The organism is Pedobacter sp. Leaf216 (assembly GCF_001421515.1).
GTDB lineage: Bacteria > Bacteroidota > Bacteroidia > Sphingobacteriales > Sphingobacteriaceae > Pedobacter.
Map to the genome: position 1 here is coordinate 1 of NZ_LMKM01000009.1, position 22,667 is coordinate 22,667.

The window sequence follows — 22,667 nt, forward strand, 5'->3', positions numbered from 1 at the left end:
CTCGAAACCTACTATGGAATTACGATAATAAGAGCCGTATGATGGGAGACCATCACGTACGGTTCTGTGAGAATCTCAGGTTGARATACCTGGGTTTACTTGATAAAAACAAATGAACAATAAAAATCAATTTAAGGTCAGGTATTTTTACCTGGCCTTAGCCATCGGCTTGCTCGGGGCAACTGTACAATCATGCAGTATTTTAAGAAAAAAGAAGACACCCGTTCCGGTTGTTATTGCAACAAAGCCAAAGGCAGATTCACTTAAAAATCCTATAAAACCATATAGCGAGGTTATAACCGCAAAGGCCGTAAGCCAGAAAGGTTTATTTACCGTTCATAAAATTGCTGATAAATATTTTTTTGAAATTCCGAACAAACTGCTTAAAAAAGAGATTTTAGCCGTAAACCGATTAAGTAAATCAACGCCGGGAGCAGGAAACTATGCTGGCGAGCAGGTAGGGGCACGTATTGTTTATTGGGAATTAGGCCCTGGTAATAAACTGTTTTTAAAAGTTTCTGCCACAGTGAGTATTGCCGATTCTACCGATATGATTTCTAAAGCTGTAGCGAGTTCTAACCTCAATCCCATTATGGCCGCTTTTCCTATTAAAGCAAAAGGTAAAGATTCATCATCTGTCGTAATTGATGTAACCGATTTTCTGATCAGCGAAACCCCTTTGCTCTCTTTTGATGGCGAAAACAAAAAAGCTTATAACCTGGGTGCCCAAATGGCCGATCGCTCTTATATAGAAAGCGTTAAGAGTTTTCCGATCAATACCGAGGTTAAAAGTATCCGCACTTATATGGCTGTTGGCGGAAGATTGCCTGCTGCCAGTGAGGCTGGTGCGGTAACACTCGGAATGAATACCTCTTTCGTGATGCTTCCTGAAAATCCGATGAGAAAAAGAATGTATGATGCCCGTGTTGGTTTCTTTGCCAGCGTAAACATGCGGTATAAAGATGATCAGCAAAAAGTAGAGCAGGAAGCCTTTATTCACCGCTGGAGATTAGAGCCGAAAGATGAAGACTTGGAGCGATTTAAAAGGGGCGAATTGGTTGAGCCTAAAAAACAAATTGTTTATTATATCGATCCGGCAACGCCAAAAAAATGGAGACCTTTTTTGATTGCAGGTGTTAACGACTGGCAGAAAGCTTTTGAGCAGGCAGGCTTTAAAAATGCGATTGTAGGTAAGGAATGGCCGGAAGCCGATACAACCATGAGTTTGGATGATGCCCGTTTCTCAGTAATCCGCTACTTCGCTTCTCCACAGCAAAATGCTTACGGGCCAAATATCGCCGACCCACGCACGGGTGAAATCCTTGAAAGCCATATTGGTTGGTACCACAACGTAATGAATTTAGTACACCGTTGGTATATGATCCAGGCAGGTGCGGTTGATCCCAGGGCACGCAAAAATAAATTTGATGATGAACTTATGGGGCAGCTTATACGTTTCGTTTCCTCTCATGAGATAGGCCACACACTCGGATTACGCCATAACATGGGTGCCAGCAGTACGGTTCCGGTTGAAAAACTCAGGGATAAAAAATGGGTAGAGGCTCATGGTCATACCCCTTCAATTATGGATTACGCCCGCTTTAACTACGTTGCTCAACCTGAAGATCATGTAAGTGAATCAGGAATTTTTCCACGGATTAACGAATACGATAAATGGGCAATTCAATGGGGTTATAAACCAATTTTTGGAACTGCAAATGCCGATGAGGATAAGAAAATTTTAAATAAAATAACCATTGACAGCCTTGCCTCGAACAAAAGACTTTGGTTTGGCGGGGAAGGCAGAGATTTTGATCCCCGGTCGCAGGCAGAAGATCTGGGAGATGATGCTATAAAAGCAAGTCAATACGGTATTAAAAATTTAAAACGCATTGTACCCCAGCTCATTTATTGGACCAGGGAAGATGGTCAGGATTATTCTGCACTCAAAGAAATGTACAAAGAATCAGTAGAGCAACTTTCACGTTATACTTACCACGTAGTTAAAAGCCTTGGAGGAGTAACCGTAACTGAAAAAACCTATGATCAGCCGGGTTCTGTGTTTGCGCCAGTAAGCCTGGCCAAGCAAAAAGAGGCGATAAAATTCATCAATGATGAAATTTTTACCACACCGAAATGGTTGCTCAATGAACAGATTTTAAACAAAATAGATCCAAAATATGCTTTTGGTGAAGTAGAATCTCTGCAGCAGGGAGTTATAGCATCGGTTACTTCACAAAGCCGTCTTTACAGGTTAATGATTGCGCAGCGTGATTATGGCAATGGTAGCTACTCTCCTCAGCAATGGTTAAACGACCTAAAAAATGGGATTTTTGCTGAGCTTAAAACAGGCAAACCGATTGATTCTTACAGAAGAACTTTACAAAAAATGTATGTTGGCAGTATCATTACCATGTTTAACAAAAGGTTTGCGTTACAGGGTTCTGTAGATAACATCCTTGCCGGAGTTACGCCTACCGAAATTCTGCTTTATTCGAATGTTAAGCCCCTGGCACTTGCCCACTTGAAAGATCTTAAAAAAGATATTGTAGCCGCAATTGGCAAAACCGGAGATGCTGACAGCAAAATCCACCTGCTTTATTTAAAGCATATGATTGATAAAATTCTTACCGAATCTCCGATTCCCGGTTTAAATTATTAAAGCTAATGTTAAAAAAAACCAATAAAATATTACTCCTGCTGACATTGATGTTAGGATGTTCCGGTGTTTATGCGCAAGAATTTGCGCATATCACAGGGAATGTTTCAGGCCTTGGCAATGGCAAAGTGCATCTATCTTATGAAATGGATGATGTGGTTTATAAAGATTCCGTTCAGGGGAAAGCTGGTGTATTCGAAATTAAAATGCCTTTAAAAGAGACGGCCATATGTACACTATCCACCTCAGTTAATCAGCAGATTAAAATAGTTATACTCGAAAAAAAGCCGGTTTCTGTTTCAGGAGATATTAATAAGTTTTACGACCTCAACATCTTTGGTGCGAGTGAAAACGATATTTTTAATCAATATAAAAACAGTCTTTCAGCAGCTGCTTTCAAAAGGCCTGAAAAAACCGGCAATCATGACGAAGATGTAGCAGAACTTAAAAAGTATGCAGCCAAGTATCAGCTGGTAAAAGATACTGTGCTCAATCATTTCATAGCGGCTCATCCTGAACGTGTAAGTGCGGCAATCGCTATTTTAGATATGTATGTTACTTATCCCAACCGTACTAAGGCTGCTGCGGCTTATCAGAAATTAGCTGATAAAACGCAGCAAGGCTTTTATGGGAGAAAGATAAAAGAATTTATGGATGCTGTAGAGATCACCAGCGTTGGCAAAATGGCTCCTGAATTTGCTTTAAAAAGCAATGAAGGAAAATTATTTTCAATTTCGGATTTTAAAGGGAAATATGTGCTCATCGATTTCTGGGCTAGCTGGTGCGGGCCTTGCAGATTGGAAAATCCAAACCTCGTAAAAGCATTCGAAAAATTTGGTCCACATGGATTTACAATAGTTGGCCTATCAATGGATAGTTCAAAGGAAAGTTGGTTAACTGCGGTAAAAACAGATAATCTCAGCTGGATACAGTTAAACGATCCAAAATCAACCTCGGGTAAAACTGCGGGAATTTATGGTGTGAAAAGCTTACCAGCAAATTTCCTGCTAAACCCTGCCGGAAAAATTATTGCCAGAAATTTAAGAGGTGAGGCACTGGAAAAAAAGCTCAGCAGCATATTTAAACTATAGATGCTGATTAGTAGCAAATAAAAGAAAAACAACTGAGTAGAAGCAGTTGATTAGTTTGTGATAATAGATGACGATGCAGGATGATGGATGTCTCCTGCATTTTTTTATCCAATCGTATACCTAATTTAATTAAACAAATGATTACCAAAAAAACACTGATCTGTTCCATTCGGATATTTCTCATCTGGATGGTTGGATTATTAAATGCTTCAGCTCAATCTAACCCTATAGCTGTTTACTTAACATTGAAAAATGTAAATGTAGTAGATGTAGAAAAGGGAAGAGTGGATACAGGAATGACAGTTATCATAAAAAATGACCGCATTGAATCTATTTTTCCTGCAAAACGGAACCACTTAAAAGGTAAAGTGATTGATCTAGGGCACAAATTCCTGGTTCCGGGATTGATAGATTCACATGCGCACTTAACCAACGTTAGTGGCTCTCCAGTAGAGCGGGCATACGCGTATTCGAATTATCTGCTAAAACACGGCATCACCACAATTAGAGATCCGGCAGCAAACGGTGCTGTTTTAAAAGAGGTGCAACTACAGGTAAACAGTGATTTACGTGTTGGAGCTGATGTTTATTATGCCGCTTTTATGGCCGGAGACTGGTATTACAACAGGGGTATTGGTTTGAGAAAAGAGCCATATCATCCTTGGGAACAATTGGTAATGCCCGGAACCAATCTAGACAGTGCAATGAAAGTAGCCAAAAGTTTTGGTGCTACAGGGGTAAAACTTTATCATTCTTTTGATGCTGTATTTTTAAAGAAAGTAGTTTTTGCCGCAAAGCGAAACAAGCTGCTGGTTTGGGGGCATGCCATGTTGTACCCTGCAAAACCGCTTGAAGTGGTTCGTTCAGGAGTTGAGGTAATTTCTCATGCCAGCATGCTCGCTTACTTAATAGATGACCCTAAACTGGGTTACAGAAAAGTACCCCAAGCCTATAAAGACAGTGTTGGTGCAGCAATTGATGTGCATGAATTGGCCAAAGCAATGAAAAAAGGAAACGTAATTTTAGATGCCACACTTTCTGTTTCAGAAGTTAAAGAGCAGTGGATTTTCGACCTTGTTAAAAAACTTCATTTATTGGGTGTTAAAATCTCAGCCGGAACCGATAAAATTACCGTTTTGGAAAACCCATATCCGCACCTGATTGATGAGTTAAATTATTTTGTAAATGATTGTGATTTTACGCCAGCAGAAGCACTGGCCGCAGCCACAATGATTTCAGCTGAAACTATCGGTCAACAGAAAAACATTGGAAGTATTAAAAAAGGTAAAAAGGCAGATTTGTTAGTGTTGACTGAAAATCCTTTAAAAAATATTAATGCATTAAAAAAGCAAGAGATGATAATTAAGCACGGTAAAATAATTTTAATGTAAAGGACTTACGGAATTTAAAGTTGCATAAGCTTACGTGTTGGTATGGAGAATATTACCGGTGGAAAATAAAGATCTTTACTTCAAGAAAGAAAATTGATGAGCATTCCCCGGTAATTATACTTTGAGATAATATTGCCAGTAATAAAGCAGGCACTTTGGTATTTTTTACTGTAGATGGAGAGAATCTTATGATTTGGTTATATTGATGATTTCTGCAACAACTGATTGATAAAATCAATTTAGCTAAATGGGTAAAGTTTAAACTCAAACTCACCTCATAATGGCTCAATTAATTATTCCTGATGAAGGGTTGCGTAGGTATTACACTTTGATTGATAATTCTGATTACGTGCCAATGCAACTTTCCCATTAAATCAGCTTTGCCGAAAACCCTCACCTGAACCTGTATGCCTTTAAAGGTGGTGGAAATTTCGAGAAAATCATTTTCTATTTCAAGATTGGCCAAAGCGGTTTTAAATCGCTTCAGTATGGCTTTGTTAAAAAGCTCGGTGTCATTTGGCAAGTAGAGAGTTTTCATATCCAAATATAAGTTAAATTGTAGTTTTACGAATACAATGTGCCGTATATTTGACATTAGTCAAATAAAATTTTTCCAACTGTTTATTTTATGTCATAAATACAGGTTAAATCAGAATATTTTAAATTTATAAATCCTCAAATGCCTGATTACCCGATAATTGCACAGCCGTATGTTTTTTACCTTTTTAAAAATCGTTGTAAATGAAAAGGTTGCCTCTGCTATACGTTAGGCAACCCATTTTGTTATCTGTTTAGCATACTGTTTATTGCCCTAAGAAATGCTCTGGTTTTTTGAATTTTTGTTATGATCAGCTTTGCCCGGTATAATTATTACAACATTCGATTCGTATTCCGTTGCTGTCTAAATTGTAAAAAGGAACCAACTAAAAAGAAAATAAAGAGCACCAAAAGTGTTTGACCGATAATTGCATCTGATGCAGCTTTTGCTAAAGGATGACCAACAGGTACACGCGTAAAAGTTTCGTTAACAGTTGGAACGAGCGACAAGAAAAAACTAAACGAAAACAGAAAGTTTTCAAAAAAACGTGCCCTGATATTTCCCTTCTTCTTATAATAAAGATAATAGGCGATTAAGATTAACACCACAATAAACAGCGAAAAAATATGACCTGGATTAAAACCACCATGTTTTGATAGGCCCAGGGCGGTTAAAGATGTGATAAGTGTTAAATAAAAATAAATTTTGCCGCTAAGCTTGTCCAGGTCAATTTTACCATTTTTAATAAAGCCTGTAACTGCAGATCCAATCGCGATAACACCGATTACTGTGTGAAAAATTCCTAAATTTGATAGTGCCATTTTTTTAATGTTAAATTAATTGATGGCACAAAGTTGCTGTACTTAACAGGAATGTGTTTTGTTGGTTAGCCCAATTTTTTGGTATTTTGGTTCAGAGCCGCAATTATAGAAGCTTAACAGTTGTATTTTTCAACCGAAAGCCTGTTGGCGAAATTCCATATTTATCATGAAAACTTTTGGTGAAGTTAGACAGCTCATTAAAACCGCAATTAAAAGCGATATCAGTAATTCGTTCTTCAGAAACCAGAAGCAGTTCGGCCGCCTTTTCCAATCGCTTGTTCTTTATATAATTAGCGGGAGAGTCATTATATAGTTTTTTAAATTCCCTTTTAAAGGAAGAAACACTCAAATTGGTTTGCTCTGCCAGTTCCACAACACCAACCTGCGAAAATAAGTTAGCTTCTATAATTTGCTTAAATGTATAAGTTATAGGCGAAAAAAGTTGAGATAAAATGACCTGTATGGTTTCGGCTTCACGAGTTTGCGCCAACAATAAAATAATTTCCTTCAGCTTTAAGATTAAAATTTCCTCATTCGCTAAAGCAGGGTTATCAAAATAAAACAAAAGACCCTCAATATATTTCTGAATCAAAAAATCATTATTGATTATTCTGCTGGTTTGATTGGTGATTTTTTGACTCTGCTGAAATATTAAAGGAAGTTCCCTTTGGTAAATTTTTTTTAATATCTCCGGATGGAAAGTTACAATTACAATTTCGCCGTCACTTTTATTGGCCTCGCTTATCTGTTTACCAGAATTTATACAGTTAAGCAGCAGCGCATGGTTTGTAGGAATATTGAGATGGCTTTCATCAAACTGAAATCTTGTAGTACCTTTTAGTATATATAAGAAGCAGGCCCGGTCTGCAACGGGAAAAGAAAATTCAAAAGGCGGTTTCAGGTCAACTTTTTGAATGAATGTCTGGCCAAATAAATCAATTTTTCTATAGTCTGTAACCATTAAATATTTTCGAAGTAAATAGCTTTTAAGTGTATAGTAATTGTTGCTTACCGTATAGTCAAATGTAGCAAATTTTTGAGCGTGTTAAAGTTGTTCTCTTTATTAGTTAAGTCCTGGTAACGGGCAAATTTAATTTAACCACAGATAAAAAGGATGCACACAGATATAAAAATCCGTGTTTATCTGTGTACATCTGTGATAAAACTGTTTATCTGGTCTTCGAATTTCCTATGTAATTGATTTAAGTCCTGTTAACGGGGAAATATAATTTAACCACAGATAAAAAGGATGGACACCGATATAAAGATCCGTGTTTATTTGTGTCCATCTGTGGTAAAACTGTTTATCTGGTCTTCTGATTGTCTATGTAATAGTTAAGTCCTGTTAACGGGGAAATATAATTTAACCATAGATGAAAAGGATGCACACCGATATAAAAATCCGTGTTTATCTGTGGTAAAACTCCTTATCTGGTCTTCGGATTGTCTATGTAATATTTAAGTCCTGGTAACGGGCAAATATAATTTAACCACAGATAAAAAGGATGCACACAGATATAAAAATCCGTGTTTATCTGTGTCCATCTGTGGTAAAAAACGCTAAACTTAATAACCTTGTTCGCATCTTGATAATACGCTGCATTCTCCAGAAAAAAATAAGCGTTGATTAGCTATATTTACATAAAACCAAACATTAACTAAATTAATCCACCCACGCCTTAAGTTATGTGGTATAATATATGTCAAAGCCACTACGCCCAGCCTTAATCTGCGACCAAAAAATCTTCAATATGGTTAAAATGTTATGCTTTGGTTTTCTATTAATCTGCTGTCATTTTAGCGGCTTTGCACAATCATCGGGTCAAAATAGGGTTGCCATAAATACAATAAATACCGCCTTACAGAATGTGCAAAGCGATACTGCAAGGCTCCGTCTTCTGCATGCCAAGGGAAATTTTTATATGATTGCCTTTGGCCAAAACCGCATGGCAGTTAAAAACCTCGATAGTGCCTACATGGCTTATAATAAGGCGAAAAATTTAGGTGCAAAATTACGCATTGATTCCACCTTCGGTAGATACCCCAGTGTTTTAAAACTTGGAGAGGTGATGATGCGAAAAGGCGATACCACGCAAGGCATGCGCATGATCCATGAAGTAATTTCTTTTTACCACCACAATGGCAATCAAAACAGGGAAGCAGAGGCACTTCATTTATTGTATAAGTGTTTGGCACAAATCGACCGGGCAAGGGCTATTAAAGGATTTGAACAGGTATTAAATTTACGTAGAAAGCTTGGACAAAATGATTTGGCCATAAATGCAGGTTACAACATTGTGGTGCTGGTTTTTGGTACGGGCGACATTGTTAAGGCCGATAATATCTGTTCTGCATTAATTACCGAATTTAAATCAAAAAAGAACACCAAACTGGATATGCTCTATATCCATTCCGCAATGATATGCCGCTACAGAGGTAACCTCGATAAAGCATTGGAGCGCACACTGGATGGAATGCACTGGATTAATAAAACACAGGGAAAAATTGCTCCGGCGAAAGCTTCTGAGCTGTATGGCGAATTGGGTCAGATTTATCAGGAATTGGGACAGGTAGAACCCAGCGTAGCATGGTACCGTAAAACGATTGAAGTTAGGGAAAAGCTTTCCCTTGATCGCCGTTTAATTTTGAGAACAGCAGGTTTTATGATCCAGGGGCTTATCAAACTTGGCCGAACCAAGGAAGGTTTGCATTATTTTCATGGATTGATTAAAAGAAATCCTCCTGCAAATTCAGAACAAGAGGCAATTATTGCACAAATTAAAGCTTATTGTTATGATGCCCTTAAGCGTTACGACCTTGCAGAATATTATTTCAAAGAGATGTTAAGGCTCGCCCCGGCCGATATGGACGAAGAATTGTTAACCCTTTCAAAGCTTGATGTAGCCCAGTTTTACATCCGTCAAAAGAAATTCGCCCAGGCCCGCCTTTTAATCGCCGGTGAGGTTAATGCGCAAAAGACTTTATCCATAAATAAGGATGTTTATCTGGCAATATTCAAAATAGATTCTGCCCAGGGGCATATGAAAGAGGCTATAACAAATTATCAAAGGTATAAATCCATAAATGATTCAATTTTTAATGAAACAAAAAGCAGGCAGATAGAAGAGCTACAAATAAAGTATGCAACCGAACAACGTGAGAGCGACATCAGTTCGCTGAAAAAAGATAGTTTGTTGCAGAATGAGAAAATTAAACAGGCCAACAGTACACGTAACCTCACCCTTATAGCCATTGGTTTACTGTTAATTATCATTGTACTTTTATACAATTCCTACCGGATTAACCAGAAAAAGACCAAGGAAATTGACCTTAAAAATGCCTCTTTAAATACGCTTTTGGAAGAGAAAGACACACTTTTAGCAGAGAAAGAATGGCTGATTAAAGAGGTGCACCACCGCGTTAAAAATAACCTGCAGATTGTGATGGGTTTACTCCAGCGTCAATCATCCTTTATCAATAACAAAGAAGCATTGGATGCAATTCAGAATAGTGAACAACGCATGCATTCCATTGCACTGATCCACCAGAAGCTCTATCAGAGCGAAGATTTTAAATCGGTAAACATGGTTGATTATATTGCCGAGATGATAGGTTACTTACAGGAAAGTTTCGGTTTGGATAGCCAGATTTCTTTTGATAAACAGGTTGATGATATCGATTTCGACATTGCAACCGCAGTTCCATTAGGTTTAATTCTTAACGAAGCCATTACTAATGCCATTAAATATGCTTTTAAGGCAAAGCCAGGTGGCCGTATTGATATCCAACTCAAACAAACCGGAGAAGAAACATTTTGCCTGCAAATTTCGGATGATGGCAGGGGTTTGCCCGATGATCTTGAACCGGCTAAAATACATTCGATGGGTTTTAACCTGATAAGGGGTTTGAGCAAACAGTTAAATGGCAAACTTGAGGTAGAAAATCAGGATGGATTAACCCTGATCATAAATTTTAAGTGCCAGGCCCGTTTACATTGAGCCAACGATATTTCGTTGCGGCACAACGTTAATTCGTTGTTTTAAAACTAAGAGATTGTTGCCATACCAACCACTAATTCAGAAATCAAATTAATGAAGCTTTAATTTTAACGGAATAATTCTTGTCATTGCCCTTACAACCATAATGTGTATCTTCATATCATCAATAACGTTTAGCTCATGAGTAAAAAAATACTTATCGTAGAGGATGAATTTGTAATTGCCGATGTTTTAAGCAATTTCCTGCAATCTGCAGGCTACCAGGTTTGCGGATTGGCAGATAGTGTTCCGGAAGCCCTTGATATGATTGAGCAGCACCAGCCGGATTTAATTTTACTCGATATTTATTTAAAAGGCAAATTAACAGGAATCGACCTCGCCCATCGTTTAAGTGAAGATAGCTTACCATTCGTTTACATCTCTGCAAATTCAAACCAAAAAGTATTACAAGATGCAAAAATTACCAATCCATATGGGTTTGTAGTTAAGCCCTTTCGCGAAAAAGACGTATTGATTGCTATTGATATTGCTTTTTATCGCCATCAGCAGCAGCTCCAACAATCTGCAACACAACATGCATCGCTACAGAAAAAAGCAGCACAGATTTTGGTTTCTGAAGAAAGCTGCGTAAATAAACTGCTTGCAATTGCGAAGTATTTGCAGCCCTATATCCCTTTCGAATTTTTATCGATAGGCCTTCGGCAGGAAGATGCAGATGATTTTTACGAACTGAGTTTTTCCAGGATCGGTTTTGATGATTATCAGGTCATCACTGTACACGAACTGATGGTAATTACCAATTGCAAGCTACACGAACTTGCACAATTAAAAGCAAAAGACAGGGCCGACGTACTTGCCACCTGGTATGATGAAGATGAATTGCAACAGCAACTTTCAGTGCCATCATTAAAAAAGGTTTTGGTAAAAAAATATCATTTAAAATCCCATCTGTCACTGCCGATCATCCTGGCGAACAAAAAAACATGTTATTTTAATTTTTACAGCAGGCGGGCAGATGCCTACCAGGGCGAACATTTATTGGTCTGTAATCAGATTATGCATATTCTGTCGGGTTTTTTAAATGGCATGTTTTACCAGTCTGGTAGCCCGATAGTAGATCATACAGCGGGGTTTACACCTTACCAACCTGTCGAAATTAAAGATAAGGATAATTTATTCCAGGGAATTATAGGGCGCAGCCATTTGCTTCTGAGCGTATTCGATCAGGTAACTCAAGTAGCAGGTGCAGATTCTGCTGTTCTTATCCTTGGAGAAAGTGGAACAGGAAAGGAAAAAATTGCTGAACGGATCCACGCATTATCGAGCCGGAAAGACAAGCCTTTTATTCGCATTAATTGTGCGGTGCTGCCTGCAACCCTTATAGATTCAGAACTTTTTGGTCATGAAAAAGGTGCTTTTACCGGAGCGCATGAGCGTAAAATCGGAAAGTTTGAGCAAGCCCATACCGGAACCATATTTTTGGATGAAATTGGCGAATTACCGCTTGAGTCGCAGTCGAAGCTTTTGCGTGTGCTACAGGAAAAAGAAATTGAGCGCATTGGTGGGCGTGGCCCGATTAAAATAAATGTTAGGGTAATAGCCGCCACTAACCGTAAATTAGATATTGAAGTTGCCGAAGGCCGTTTCAGGCTGGATCTTTATTACAGGATTAATGTATTTCCTATCCTTATGCCAGCACTTCGTGAGCGTAAAGAAGATATTGCAGCCCTTGCTACCCACTTTCTTAAAATATATGCCAGAAAAACCGGTAAAACAGTTACAGCAATTGCTCCGGCTGTGATTAGCCAAATGGAGCAATACCAATGGCCCGGAAACATTCGCGAACTGGAGAATTTAATCGAAAGAAATGTGCTCTTAACCAGGGAAGAAATTATCAGTACAATGGTATTGCCCACCTCAACAGGATCGGGGGAACGTTTTGTACCCGCTAGCCCAGGCATCGGCACCATGCAGGATGGAGAACGTACGCATATTCTTTCTGCGCTAAAAAAATGCAATGGAAAAATATGGGGAGAAGATGGTGCTGCCCGGTTGCTTGACCTTCCGCCCACCACGCTGAATTCGAAAATGAAAAAACTTGGTATCCGAAAAGATTATGGATTTTAAACACTTGCTAAAATTTTAACGTTGCCGTACTGCCCGTCATCAGGATATTTTTTCCAGGCCCGGCTTCTTTAAGAAAATCACCTGCCATAAACCAGGTCAGTTCTTGCCGTAAAGAAAAGTATTTACTAACCGTAAAACTAAATTCGGCTCCCAGCTGACCACCAATTTTTTTAGAAGTTCCGGCAGAAGATGGATAAATAAGCCGCCCGTTTACCGCATAAAGCCCGTCTTCTCTACTCATGCGGTAAAAAAGATCGTAATCGATTGCGAAGGCCATTTTTTTATTTAACGATAACTCTAAATAGGGGTGTGCATCAATAAGATTATAAGGACCAATTAATGCCGCCAGCCCAAAGTACGCACCTTTTGGAAACAAAGGGTTAAAAGTATTGAGTTTTCCGTCACCTTTTTTCCTGTCTCCGCTTATCATTTCAGTTTTCAATCCCAGCTTTGGCTTTGCATAGGTGTTGTTAAATGAATAGGAGAGGTTGGCCGATAATGTCCATGCAGCAATTTTATTGCCATTAAATTTTCCAAATTGATATAAGCTTTCAATATCATACTGAAAGGGGGAGGAACTGCGCCAAAGCCTGCCACCTAGCGAATGACGCTGCTCTTTTCCTTTGCCCTCATTAAAGGTTGCCGCATTTTTATCGATGCCAAGATAATATACATCCAGATTTCCAAGGAGAGGAAGTTTGTTTATAACGGCGTAAGCTCCCCAAAGTTTGGTGCCCCTGTTAAAAACATCATCAAAAATCTCTGGTTTGGCGTTTACATAATAACCGTAAAATACATCAAGTTTAACATTTTTGGCAGAAAACATTCCCTTTACTGCATCAAAAGATTGCCTGTTATTAGGAGCTTCACGAACGGCAATCAATCTTTGAGAACCGTAAGATAATTCCTGGCGGCCAAATCTAAAAACCAATGCATCCTTATTTATGGTAGATGAGAAATCGATAAAACCCTGGTGCATTTCCAACGGATTTTGGTCAATAGGTGAAGGTGTTTCAACCTCGCCGCTGGCCAAACTGCTTTGTAATTGCACAAATGCCCGCCAGTGTTTGCCTGCATGGAAATGCAAATGACCTAACAGCCTGCTTAAAATAAATCCGTCTTTATCTATCGGTGCTTCGCCCCAATCCTGGTTTTTGAACCTAAAATATTGGTACCTCACCTCACCACCAAAACTTATGTAGATGGATTTATCTTTATTTAACGGACTAAACTTTAGCTTATCGTACCAGTTTTTAGCAGAATCCGAAACTCCGGTTGCATAGTTCTCATCAAACCTTGATGATTTGAAAGCATTTTCTTGTGCTTTTGCTGAGCAGCAAACACAAATAATAAACAGGGAGAGTATATATTTCACGATCTTATTTTATTTTCCTACCCAATAACCAAACTCATGCCCGATAAGCATAATCGCCCTGGAACCATTATTTTCAATTTCCAAGGTTAATTGAACCGCTACATTTCGATGTTCAGGAAAATATTTTACGAAATAGCGCTGTTTTGTACGTGCTGTATTCTATCAGGAGCTTATGGCCCTGTAGCTCAATAAAATTTAATTGAGATGAGCTTTTTGTGTCATTTTATCAGGCATTCCTTCCCAATGTTTTTAACTACGCTAAATCATTCAGGTAACGCTATATCGTTGCAGCAAGCTTAAAGTACAACGAAATAGCGCTAATAAATAGATTCATTTATTTTTTAAATAACTGTTAATCAATGTTTTAATAATTAGGCCAGGCTTTTGCCTTTCATCGGGCTGTAACCAAAAACCGTAACAAGATGAAGAATGCTCCCTCGAACACAATTGTATTTATCACAGGTGCTTTTGTAACCAATGATTGCTGGAAAGAATGGACGGAATATTTTCAGCAAATGGAATTTAAGGTGTTTGCCCCTGCATGGCCCCATAAAGATGCACCTGCATGCACATTGCGCCAGCGACAGCCTGACGCTCAAATAGCTAGTCAGCGTTTGGCAAGCCTTATCGAATACTTTTCGCAAATAATTGCTCAATTGGATGAAATCCCAATCCTTATCGGCCATTCAATGGGTGGCCTGATTGCCCAGCTATTACTTCAAAAGGGGCAGGCCAGTGCCGCAATTGCCATCCATTCGCTGCAACCCCAGGGTGTTTTTACATTTAAATATAGTTTTTATAAGGCCGGGTGGAAAGCACTTGGCTTTTTTACCAATCCCAATAAAAGTTACCTGATGTCATTTTCAGCCTGGCAATATGCCTTCACCAATGGTATGGATTATGACGCCCAAAAAGAGGCCTATTACAGCTATCTCGCTCCAGAATCCAAGCTGCTGATCAGGGATGCAACCACCACAGCTGCCAAAATTGATTTCGCCAACCCGCACCAGCCTTTGCTTTTTATTTCGGGCAGTGAAGATCGGTTTATTCCAGCCTCGCTCAATTATACCAACTACCAAAAGTACACGCACCAAAGTTCTATCACAGCATACAAAGAATTTCCAGGCAGAAACCATTTTGTACTCGGCCAGCCAGGGTGGAAAGAAATTGCAGATTATATTTCCAGTTGGCTACTAAATCTTAAATCTTAAAACGATGAAAACAATTAGTAAAATAAACCGCATATTTTTCTTCCTGCTCCTGTTATCTTATAGCTTAAAGAGCTATGGCCAGGAAAAAGCAGATCTGATTATTTACAATGCAAAAATTGCCACCATGGCCAAAACTGGTGAATTTAAGCAGGCAATAGCGGTAAAAAAAGGAATTATCCTGGCTACAGGCACTAATGCCAATATCCTTAAAGCTTATAAAACCAGTGGTTCTAAACTTTACAATGCTGCGGGTAAAACAATCATTCCGGGAATAAACGATTCACATATCCATGCCATCAGGGAAGGACTAAATTTTAACATGGAACTTCGCTGGGATGGGGTAAAAACACTTAAAAGAGCAATGGAAATGCTTAAAGAGCAGGCCGCAAGAGCCCCTGAAGGCGCGTGGATTAAAGTTGTAGGCGGCTGGAATGAGTTTCAGTTTGAAGAAAAGCGTCAGCCCAGCATCGACGAAATTAATACTGCTGTGCCTGATAAGCCTGTATTGATTACTTACCTGTATGGGAAGGCTTTTGTGAACAAGAAAGGGATAGAAGTACTCGATTATGACAAGAAAACCAGCTACCCCGGAAGCCTGGTTGAACTAGACCAAAGCGGAATACCTACAGGCATGCTCTATGCCAAAGAAACCCCAATGGCAATTTACAAAACACTCGCCCTTACCGGGAAACTAAATGACCAGGAGCGGATTAATAGCTCGGCACACTTTTACAGAGAATTAAACCGGTTCGGAATTACCAGTGTAATAGATGCGGCTGGTGGTGCCCAAAACTATGATGCCGATTACCAGGCCTCTCTCGCGCTTGCAAAGGCTGGACAACTCACGGTACGCACCGCATATTATTTATTTGCCCAACAAAAAGGGCAGGAATTTTCTGACTATGAAAAATGGATAGGCCAGACACATCCAAACAAAAACGACCACCTATTAATGGCCAATGGTTATGCAATGGAAGGTGCCGGGGAGAACCTGATTGCTTCCGGAGCAGATTTCGAAAATTTTTTGGAACCCCGAATCGAGCTATCCCCTGAAATGGAAAAAGACCTGGAACCGATTATCAGATTGCTTGTTAAAAACCGATGGCCCTTTCGCCTCCATGCAACCTATGGCGAATCTATTGCACGCATGTTAACGGTTTTTGAAAAAGTTAACCGCGATACGCCTTTTAATGGTTTGCGGTGGTTTTTTGATCATGCAGAAACCATAAGTGACGATGAACTTCTAAGGGTTAAAGCATTGGGAGGAGGTGTAGCAGTTCAGTTTAGAATGTATTACCAGGGAGAGTTGTATCAAAAAATGTATGGGCAGCCCAAAACGCAGCTGCCACCAATTAAAAAGATGCTGGCACTGGGTATCCCGGTAGGGATGGGTACCGATGCACCAAGAATTTCTACCTACAATCCATGGATGGCACTGCATTGGTTAATTACCGGTAAAACTATCGGCGGTATGCAGTTTTGGCCTAAAAATCAGGTACTGGATAAATTTACCGCACTAAAATTATATACCTCAGGAAGTGCCTGGTTTTCGGGCGAACAACACTTAAAAGGTACACTTGTTAAAGGCATGTATGCTGATATGGTAATGCTCTCAGATGATTATTTCTCTGCAAATCCAGATCAAATTAAAAATATCACCGCTTTGTTAACTGTGGTTAATGGCAAGGTTGTATATGCTTCAGGGCCATTTAAAAAAGACTGCCCACCTATTGATCCGGTTATTCCTGCCTGGTCGCCTGTAAAATATTTCGGTGGTTATCAAAAATAAATTAATTAAAAAATTGTAAATCAATTCAAAATGAAAAATATTTTTTTAGTATCTGCATGTACCTTTCTGTGGTTACTTGCATTAAGCTTTAGCGTATTTGCACAAATGCCTCAGCCCCCAACAGTACCTATATGGGATGCCAACAAGGTAACCCTTGGCCTCGAAAAATTGGGTAATGATATTTATGCCATAATCCCCACAACAGCAAAAACTGAAACCAGTAGAGGGATTCCCCATGCAACCACCGGTGGTTTTGTAATAGGCGATAAGGGCGTATTGTTAATTGAAGTGATGATGACCAGGGGGCTTTTTGAGCAGCAACTCAAACTTATACGCTCGGTAACCGATAAACCCATCATTTATGCGGTGAATACGAGTGATCATGGCGACCATTGTTTTAGCAATTACCTGCTTGATAAAAAAACAGTTATCATCCAAAACGATTTTGCCAAAGAAAACTTATCTAAAAACTATCCGGGGATCAAATCTTTTATGGTTGGCTTGTTTGGCGCTGGCAGGGGCATTGAAGACAGCGAATACCGTCCGGCAGACATTACCATTCCGAAAGGAGGGAAGCTTGAGGTGGATATGGGTGAAGGAAAAATTGTGCAATTGCTTAATATTTCGCCTGCCCAATCGATGGCTGATCTATTTGTCTGGATGCCCAATCAAAAAATTTTCTGGGCTGGTAATCCATTTATTGCAGAAAGCCCGGCAATTCCCTGGTTGTTTGATGGCGTTTTTCTTGAGCCCAGCGTCAATTTAAATAAGGTTTACGATTTTTTACCTGATGATGCCATCATTATTCCCGGGCATGGCCGCATCACCAATAAGGCTGGCATTAAATTCACCATTGATTATGTAAACGAGCTTCAAAAGGAAGTAACAGCCGCCGTAAAAAAAGGGCTCACACTTGAGCAAACCAAAAAAGAAGTAACAATGAAAGCGTACGATAAAGGCTATGTACTTTTTAACTGGCTGCATTACAATTTTAATTTGCCCAATGCCTATAAAGACATCAGTAAAAAATAATCAACCATAAATTCTAAACAAACATGAAAACTATTTTTAATTTAAACAGCGCAGTGCTCATGCTGCTTTTTACAGCACTTTCACTAAACTTGTATGCCGCAGTTGTGCCGGCAAATCCTCCTGCTAATTTCAAGCATCAATATGCCAGCGTAAATGGCGTAAAACTCCATTATGTTATTGGTGGAAAAGGTGAACCATTGCTGCTTATCCATGGTTTCGGTCAAAACTGGTTTATGTGGAACAGACTCTTGCCCGAACTTTCCAAACACTTTACCGTAATTGCTCCAGATATGCGCGGTGTGGGCGAATCAGGAAAAACGGCTGCAGGTTACGATAAAAAGAATATGGCTAAAGATATGCATGAGCTAATGAATAAACTTGGCTATAAAAACGTAAATGTTGTTGGGCATGATATTGGCCTGATGGTTGGATATGCTTATGCTGCCCAGTTTCCGAAAGAAGTAAAAAAACTGGCTCTCCTTGATGCATTGTTGCCGGGTATAGAGCCTGTTTGGTCGCAAGTGAAATCGCAGGCATGGTGGTTCGGTTTTTTTGCACAACCAAATTCTGGTAAACTCGTTTCTGGTAAAGTAAGTTTGTTTTTTACAGATTTTTGGCCAACAGTTGGTTTTAAAAAGAATGCATTTAGTGCAGCTGAAACTGCCGAGTTTATTCGGGCCTATTCAGTTAATGGCGCAACAACAGGTGCTTTCCATTGGTTTGGAGCCTTTACTCAGGATGCAAAAGACAATTTGGAATTAGCTAAAACCAAACTCTCCATGCCGGTACTGGCCATGGGGTCCGATCATTTTGCTGCACCTTTCTTAGCTACCCATGTTCGGCTTGTGGCAAACCAGGTTACCGAATCCATCATTAAAGATTCAGGGCATTGGATAGTACAGGAAAATACACCTCAGGTAAAAAAGGATTTGCTTTCATTTTTGCTGCATTAATTAGTTTATAAAAAAAAGTGTCCCAAATCAATTTTTGGGGCACTTATTATTAAATTATAAAACCTTTAAACCCTTTAAATTAAGGTTTTACAACCAAATCATTACTTACATTGTTTATGGAATTACAATTAAAAAATAAAAAAGCGTTAATTACCGGGTCTACAGCCGGAATTGGTTTTGCAACGGCACTTCAGTTGGCAAAAGAAGGCGCTGAAGTAATTGTTAACGGACGCACCGAAGAGCGGGTTGCCCAGGCTGTAGCCAAAATTAAAAACGAAAGCGGAAATGAGCTTGTGAGTGGTATCGCTACTGATTTCGGCGACATTAACGCTGTTAATAGTTTAATTGCGCGGTTACAGCATATCGACATCCTCATCAATAATGTAGCTATTTTTGAACCCAAAGCTTTTGCAGATATTACCGATGAAGATTGGCTGCGTTTTTATGAAATTAACGTAATGACCGGAATTCGTTTATCACGCGCATACTTTGATAAAATGCTAAAAAAAGGCTGGGGGAGGATCATTTTTATTTCCAGCGAGTCTGCAATACAGATTCCTGAAGAAATGATTCATTATGGAATGACAAAAACCGCACAACTTGCAATTAGCAGAGGCCTCGCAGAATTAACCAAAGGCACGGCGGTTACCGTAAATGCGGTGTTGCCTGGTCCAACCCTTTCAGAAGGTGTTGGTGGTTTCATTGAAAACCTGGCCAAAGCGCAAAATAAAACAACAAAACAAGTAGAAGCAGATTTTTTTATAACCACCAGGCCAACCTCCATTATCCAGCGTTTTCTAAGTGTTGAGGAAATTGCAAACATGGTTACCTATCTGGCAAGCCCATTATCATCGGCCACAAATGGCGCAACCATCCGTGCAGAGGGAGGATTATTAAAAGGAATAATTTAGCTAATTAATGTTTATTTTAAGGTATTTGATAATTACCGTTTAATCACTTGATTTTGAAGTGATTTAATTTAGTGTCTTTAATGTTTTAATAAAAAAAAGGAATGGTTTTCTATCCATTCCTTTTTATGTAGATTCGAAAAGAGTAAAGTCTGTCGGTTTATGTCATTGTAAAACAGTTTTTTATGTTGTTTCCCTGTTTTCTAGTACCAAATACTCAATTTTATTTTTTTGAGAACAATTCTTATTTAAAAATAGAGAAAATGATTAAACATCATATGTGAGTTTGATACCAAATAAACATAGGTTAACTCCATCAAACTGTTTTAAAAATTTATTGTATCCGTGGCTGGTGGTCTGCCATCACCCATTCGTTGTGATTACAGTTTTTGCAATCGGTTTCTTGGCCTTTACTAATCGTTTCTACTTTTCCACAAAAGCTACAGGCATATTTCCCATCCTGAGTTATTATAGTTGATGCCGTGTCGAATGCCTTAGGCAAAATAGGTAACCCCGGCTTAACCTCATTGTCGGGAAAAAAGAATATGCTTACACAGCCCGAAGTTTCTAATATTGCGGTTTTCACCTGCCCCAAATGGGATACGCCCTGCTGTCGGAGCTCTGAGAAAAATTCGTCCTGAGCGAGGGTTTCTTTACGAAATTCGTTGACTGAAAACATACCTTCTTCTATAAAATATGTAGCTTTTCCTTCAACCAGATCATCAAAGCCCTTGCTTTTTGCCATTAAATAAGTGGTTAGCCTATAGGCGCTAACAATAATTGCAAAAATAGCTACAGGTACCATCAGCCCGATTTCTTTGTAAAACATTGGATCACCTGCTGCGGAGCCAAGGCTAATGATCACCACCATTTCAAATACCGACAATTGTCTAACCCCTCGCTTACCCAGAAGCCTTAGCCCGATAAGGATGATAAAATACATCAGTATGGTTCGGATGGCTATCTCAACAAGAAATCCCCATTTTTCCTCGCCAACCATAATCTTGGTCCAATCTATATCCTGCATGATTTGAGTTTTGACTATAAATGTGGCTAAAGTAAACTAAAATATTTAATATGATTATGCCTCTAATGTTGTAAGATAAAAGATATGTAGAAAAGTTTTACTCGCAGCATAAATACTATGGTAAAAAATATCCTGCATACAGTTTTCTTTAATCCGTTGTTCATTTAGGCTTCTTCAAGTTCAAAAATGAATGTTGATCCCTTTCCGGGTTCGCTTTCAAGGGTAATTGAAGAACCGTGGAGTTCAATAATAGTAGATACCAGGTATAAGCCTATGCCAAATCCAGGAATGAGCCTGGTGTGTTCGCTTTCAATCCGATGGAATTTTTTGAACAAATTCTTTTGATCAGCTGGCGAAATTCCTATCCCCTGATCGCAAACACTTACACGGATTTTCTTATTTGCCGTTAGGCATGATATGGTGATGTCTCCTCCACTTGGGCTATACTTCTGTGCATTGCTAACCAAATTGGTCAATATCATCGAAATCTTCTCACGGTCAGCAAATGCCGTAAGCGTTGTTTCACCATGGTAGAAAAAATGATGTTTAGGGCTTGCTATGGCTGCGTCTTCAATTATATCGGAGATTAGCGCCGGTAGGTCGAACGGTGATTTTTCAATATGGATATGCCCGCCCTCTAACCTCGAAATGTGAAGGAAACTACTAATCATGCTTTCCATTTTTTTGCTTGCTCTGCTGCTTTATTCAGGGCTTTTCTAAGGAAATCAGGATTTTCTATTTTTGCCTGTGCAATCTGTATGTAAGATTTTAATGAGGTCAAAGGTGTTTTAAGCTCATGACTAACAAAACCCACGAACTCTTCTTTTTTCTTTTCTGCCAGTTTTTTGTCTGTGATATCTCTTGCAATTTTAGATACCCCTATCACTTCCCCAGCACTGTTTTTGATTGGTGATATTGTAAGCGACACACTAACAAGGGCGCCGTCTTTTTTCAACCGTTGGGTTTCAAAATGATCTACACGGATCCCTTTACGCAACTGCGCCAATATTTTAGGCTCTTCTTCCAGGCGTTCTGGAGGAATGATCTTTAGAATAGATTCGCCGATCATCTCGCCGGCATTGTATCCGAAAATACGTTCTGCAGAAGCGTTCCAGCTTGTAACCACACCATTTAGGTCCTTGCTTACAATTGCATCATCTGAGGATTCAATGATTGCGATAAGCCTGCGGGCGTCTACTTCGGCTTTCCTGTTAAAGGTTAAATCCCGCGCAATTTTCGATATCCCGATAACGATACCAGAAGCATCATATATAGGAGAAATCGTAAGCGAAACATCAATCAGGGATCCATCTTTGCCGAGCCTTTGGGTCTCAAAATGGTCAATCCGGATTCCATTTTTTAACTGTGTAAGGATCATCTGTTCCTCGTCCTGCCTTTCAGGTGGGATCAGCCTTAAAATCGGTGTTCCGATTATTTCTTTTGGACTATAGCCGAAAATCCGCTGTGCAGAATTGTTCCAGCTGGTAACAATTCCGTTAAGGTCCTTACTGATAATCGCATCATCCGATGATGCCACAATTGAACTCAGGACTGCACTTTTTTCATCTGCACGCTGAAGTAAGCTGATCAGTTTGCGGAGTTCTGCATGATCTAGTTTTAGCTCAGTTTCATGTTCTTGGTAGGCCCTGAATTTATCTATTACCTGTTTAGTTTCGTTCATCTACAGATCAATTTTACACAAGATAGGAATATAATTACCATTGTGGAAAAGGGTACGCGGCAATGG

17 protein-coding genes are annotated in these 22,667 nt (G+C 39.3%); 10 read left to right on the plus strand and 7 right to left on the minus strand.

Annotation, left to right across the window (positions count from 1 at the left end; genetic code table 11):
* The first annotated feature begins 112 nt into the window (after nucleotides 1–112).
* The 3 genes from ASE74_RS08145 (at nucleotide 113) to ASE74_RS08155 (ending at nucleotide 5,141) form a co-directional block, all read left to right on the plus strand.
* Nucleotides 113–2,662 (plus strand): zinc-dependent metalloprotease, encoded by a 2,550-nt coding sequence (locus ASE74_RS08145; RefSeq protein WP_082458697.1) that lies wholly within the window; start codon nucleotides 113–115, stop codon nucleotides 2,660–2,662.
* A 5-nt stretch (nucleotides 2,663–2,667) separates the two neighbouring features.
* Nucleotides 2,668–3,750 (plus strand): TlpA disulfide reductase family protein, encoded by a 1,083-nt coding sequence (locus ASE74_RS08150; protein ID WP_055906942.1) that lies wholly within the window; start codon nucleotides 2,668–2,670, stop codon nucleotides 3,748–3,750.
* A gap of 137 nt (nucleotides 3,751–3,887) precedes the next feature.
* A complete protein-coding gene (locus ASE74_RS08155; protein WP_055906945.1) occupies nucleotides 3,888–5,141 on the plus strand; it encodes an amidohydrolase family protein in 1,254 nt (417 codons plus the stop codon).
* A gap of 289 nt (nucleotides 5,142–5,430) precedes the next feature.
* Here the strand turns inward: ASE74_RS08155 and ASE74_RS08160 are convergent, their stop codons facing one another.
* The 3 genes from ASE74_RS08160 to ASE74_RS08170 form a co-directional block, all read right to left on the minus strand.
* The gene (locus ASE74_RS08160) at nucleotides 5,431–5,679 is read right to left on the minus strand and encodes a hypothetical protein (RefSeq protein ID WP_055906948.1); all 249 of its coding nucleotides are present in this window, start codon (nucleotides 5,677–5,679) and stop codon (nucleotides 5,431–5,433) included.
* 332 nt (nucleotides 5,680–6,011) lie between these two features.
* On the minus strand, nucleotides 6,012–6,500 hold the full coding sequence (locus tag ASE74_RS08165) for a hypothetical protein (RefSeq protein ID WP_055906952.1): 489 nt from the start codon (nucleotides 6,498–6,500) through the stop codon (nucleotides 6,012–6,014).
* 103 nt (nucleotides 6,501–6,603) lie between these two features.
* A complete protein-coding gene (locus ASE74_RS08170; protein ID WP_055906954.1) occupies nucleotides 6,604–7,461 on the minus strand; it encodes an AraC family transcriptional regulator in 858 nt (285 codons plus the stop codon).
* 739 nt (nucleotides 7,462–8,200) lie between these two features.
* Here ASE74_RS08170 and ASE74_RS08175 point away from each other — a divergent pair.
* Together ASE74_RS08175 and ASE74_RS08180 are read left to right on the plus strand one after the other, a co-directional pair.
* A complete protein-coding gene (locus ASE74_RS08175) occupies nucleotides 8,201–10,498 on the plus strand; it encodes a histidine kinase dimerization/phosphoacceptor domain -containing protein (protein ID WP_055906957.1) in 2,298 nt (765 codons plus the stop codon).
* Nucleotides 10,499–10,678: 180 nt separating this feature from the next.
* Nucleotides 10,679–12,625, plus strand: coding sequence for a sigma 54-interacting response regulator (locus tag ASE74_RS08180; RefSeq protein WP_055906960.1), 1,947 nt, complete (start codon nucleotides 10,679–10,681; stop codon nucleotides 12,623–12,625).
* A 7-nt stretch (nucleotides 12,626–12,632) separates the two neighbouring features.
* On the opposite strand, the gene ASE74_RS08185 is transcribed toward ASE74_RS08180, so the two are convergent.
* A complete protein-coding gene (locus ASE74_RS08185) occupies nucleotides 12,633–14,000 on the minus strand; it encodes an alginate export family protein (protein ID WP_055906963.1) in 1,368 nt (455 codons plus the stop codon).
* Between the two features lie 422 nt (nucleotides 14,001–14,422).
* On the opposite strand from ASE74_RS08185, the gene ASE74_RS08190 reads away from it, so the two are divergent.
* From ASE74_RS08190 to ASE74_RS08210, 5 genes are all read left to right on the plus strand, one after another.
* The gene (locus tag ASE74_RS08190; protein ID WP_055906966.1) at nucleotides 14,423–15,211 is read left to right on the plus strand and encodes an alpha/beta hydrolase; all 789 of its coding nucleotides are present in this window, start codon (nucleotides 14,423–14,425) and stop codon (nucleotides 15,209–15,211) included.
* Nucleotides 15,212–15,215: 4 nt separating this feature from the next.
* Complete coding sequence (locus ASE74_RS08195; protein WP_055906969.1) at nucleotides 15,216–17,000, plus strand: amidohydrolase; 1,785 nt, start codon at nucleotides 15,216–15,218, stop codon at nucleotides 16,998–17,000.
* Between the two features lie 30 nt (nucleotides 17,001–17,030).
* Nucleotides 17,031–18,032, plus strand: a complete 1,002-nt coding sequence (locus tag ASE74_RS08200; protein ID WP_055906972.1) for a hypothetical protein — start codon at nucleotides 17,031–17,033, stop codon at nucleotides 18,030–18,032.
* Nucleotides 18,033–18,055: 23 nt separating this feature from the next.
* Nucleotides 18,056–18,985: an alpha/beta fold hydrolase gene (locus ASE74_RS08205; protein WP_055906976.1), complete on the plus strand. Its 930-nt coding sequence runs from the start codon at nucleotides 18,056–18,058 to the stop codon at nucleotides 18,983–18,985.
* Between the two features lie 116 nt (nucleotides 18,986–19,101).
* Nucleotides 19,102–19,896, plus strand: a complete 795-nt coding sequence (locus ASE74_RS08210; protein WP_055906980.1) for an SDR family NAD(P)-dependent oxidoreductase — start codon at nucleotides 19,102–19,104, stop codon at nucleotides 19,894–19,896.
* A gap of 331 nt (nucleotides 19,897–20,227) precedes the next feature.
* Here ASE74_RS08210 and ASE74_RS08215 read toward each other — a convergent pair whose 3' ends face one another.
* The 3 genes from ASE74_RS08215 to ASE74_RS08225 form a co-directional block, all read right to left on the minus strand.
* Entirely contained in the window at nucleotides 20,228–20,920 is a 693-nt protein-coding gene (locus ASE74_RS08215; RefSeq protein WP_055906983.1) for a DUF421 domain-containing protein, read from the minus strand.
* Nucleotides 20,921–21,084: 164 nt separating this feature from the next.
* A complete protein-coding gene (locus ASE74_RS08220; RefSeq protein WP_162235799.1) occupies nucleotides 21,085–21,591 on the minus strand; it encodes a cell wall metabolism sensor histidine kinase WalK in 507 nt (168 codons plus the stop codon).
* Entirely contained in the window at nucleotides 21,588–22,601 is a 1,014-nt protein-coding gene (locus ASE74_RS08225) for a PAS domain S-box protein (RefSeq protein WP_055906989.1), read from the minus strand. Before ASE74_RS08225 ends, ASE74_RS08220 begins: the two co-directional genes overlap by 4 nt.
* Nucleotides 22,602–22,667 lie beyond the last annotated feature (66 nt).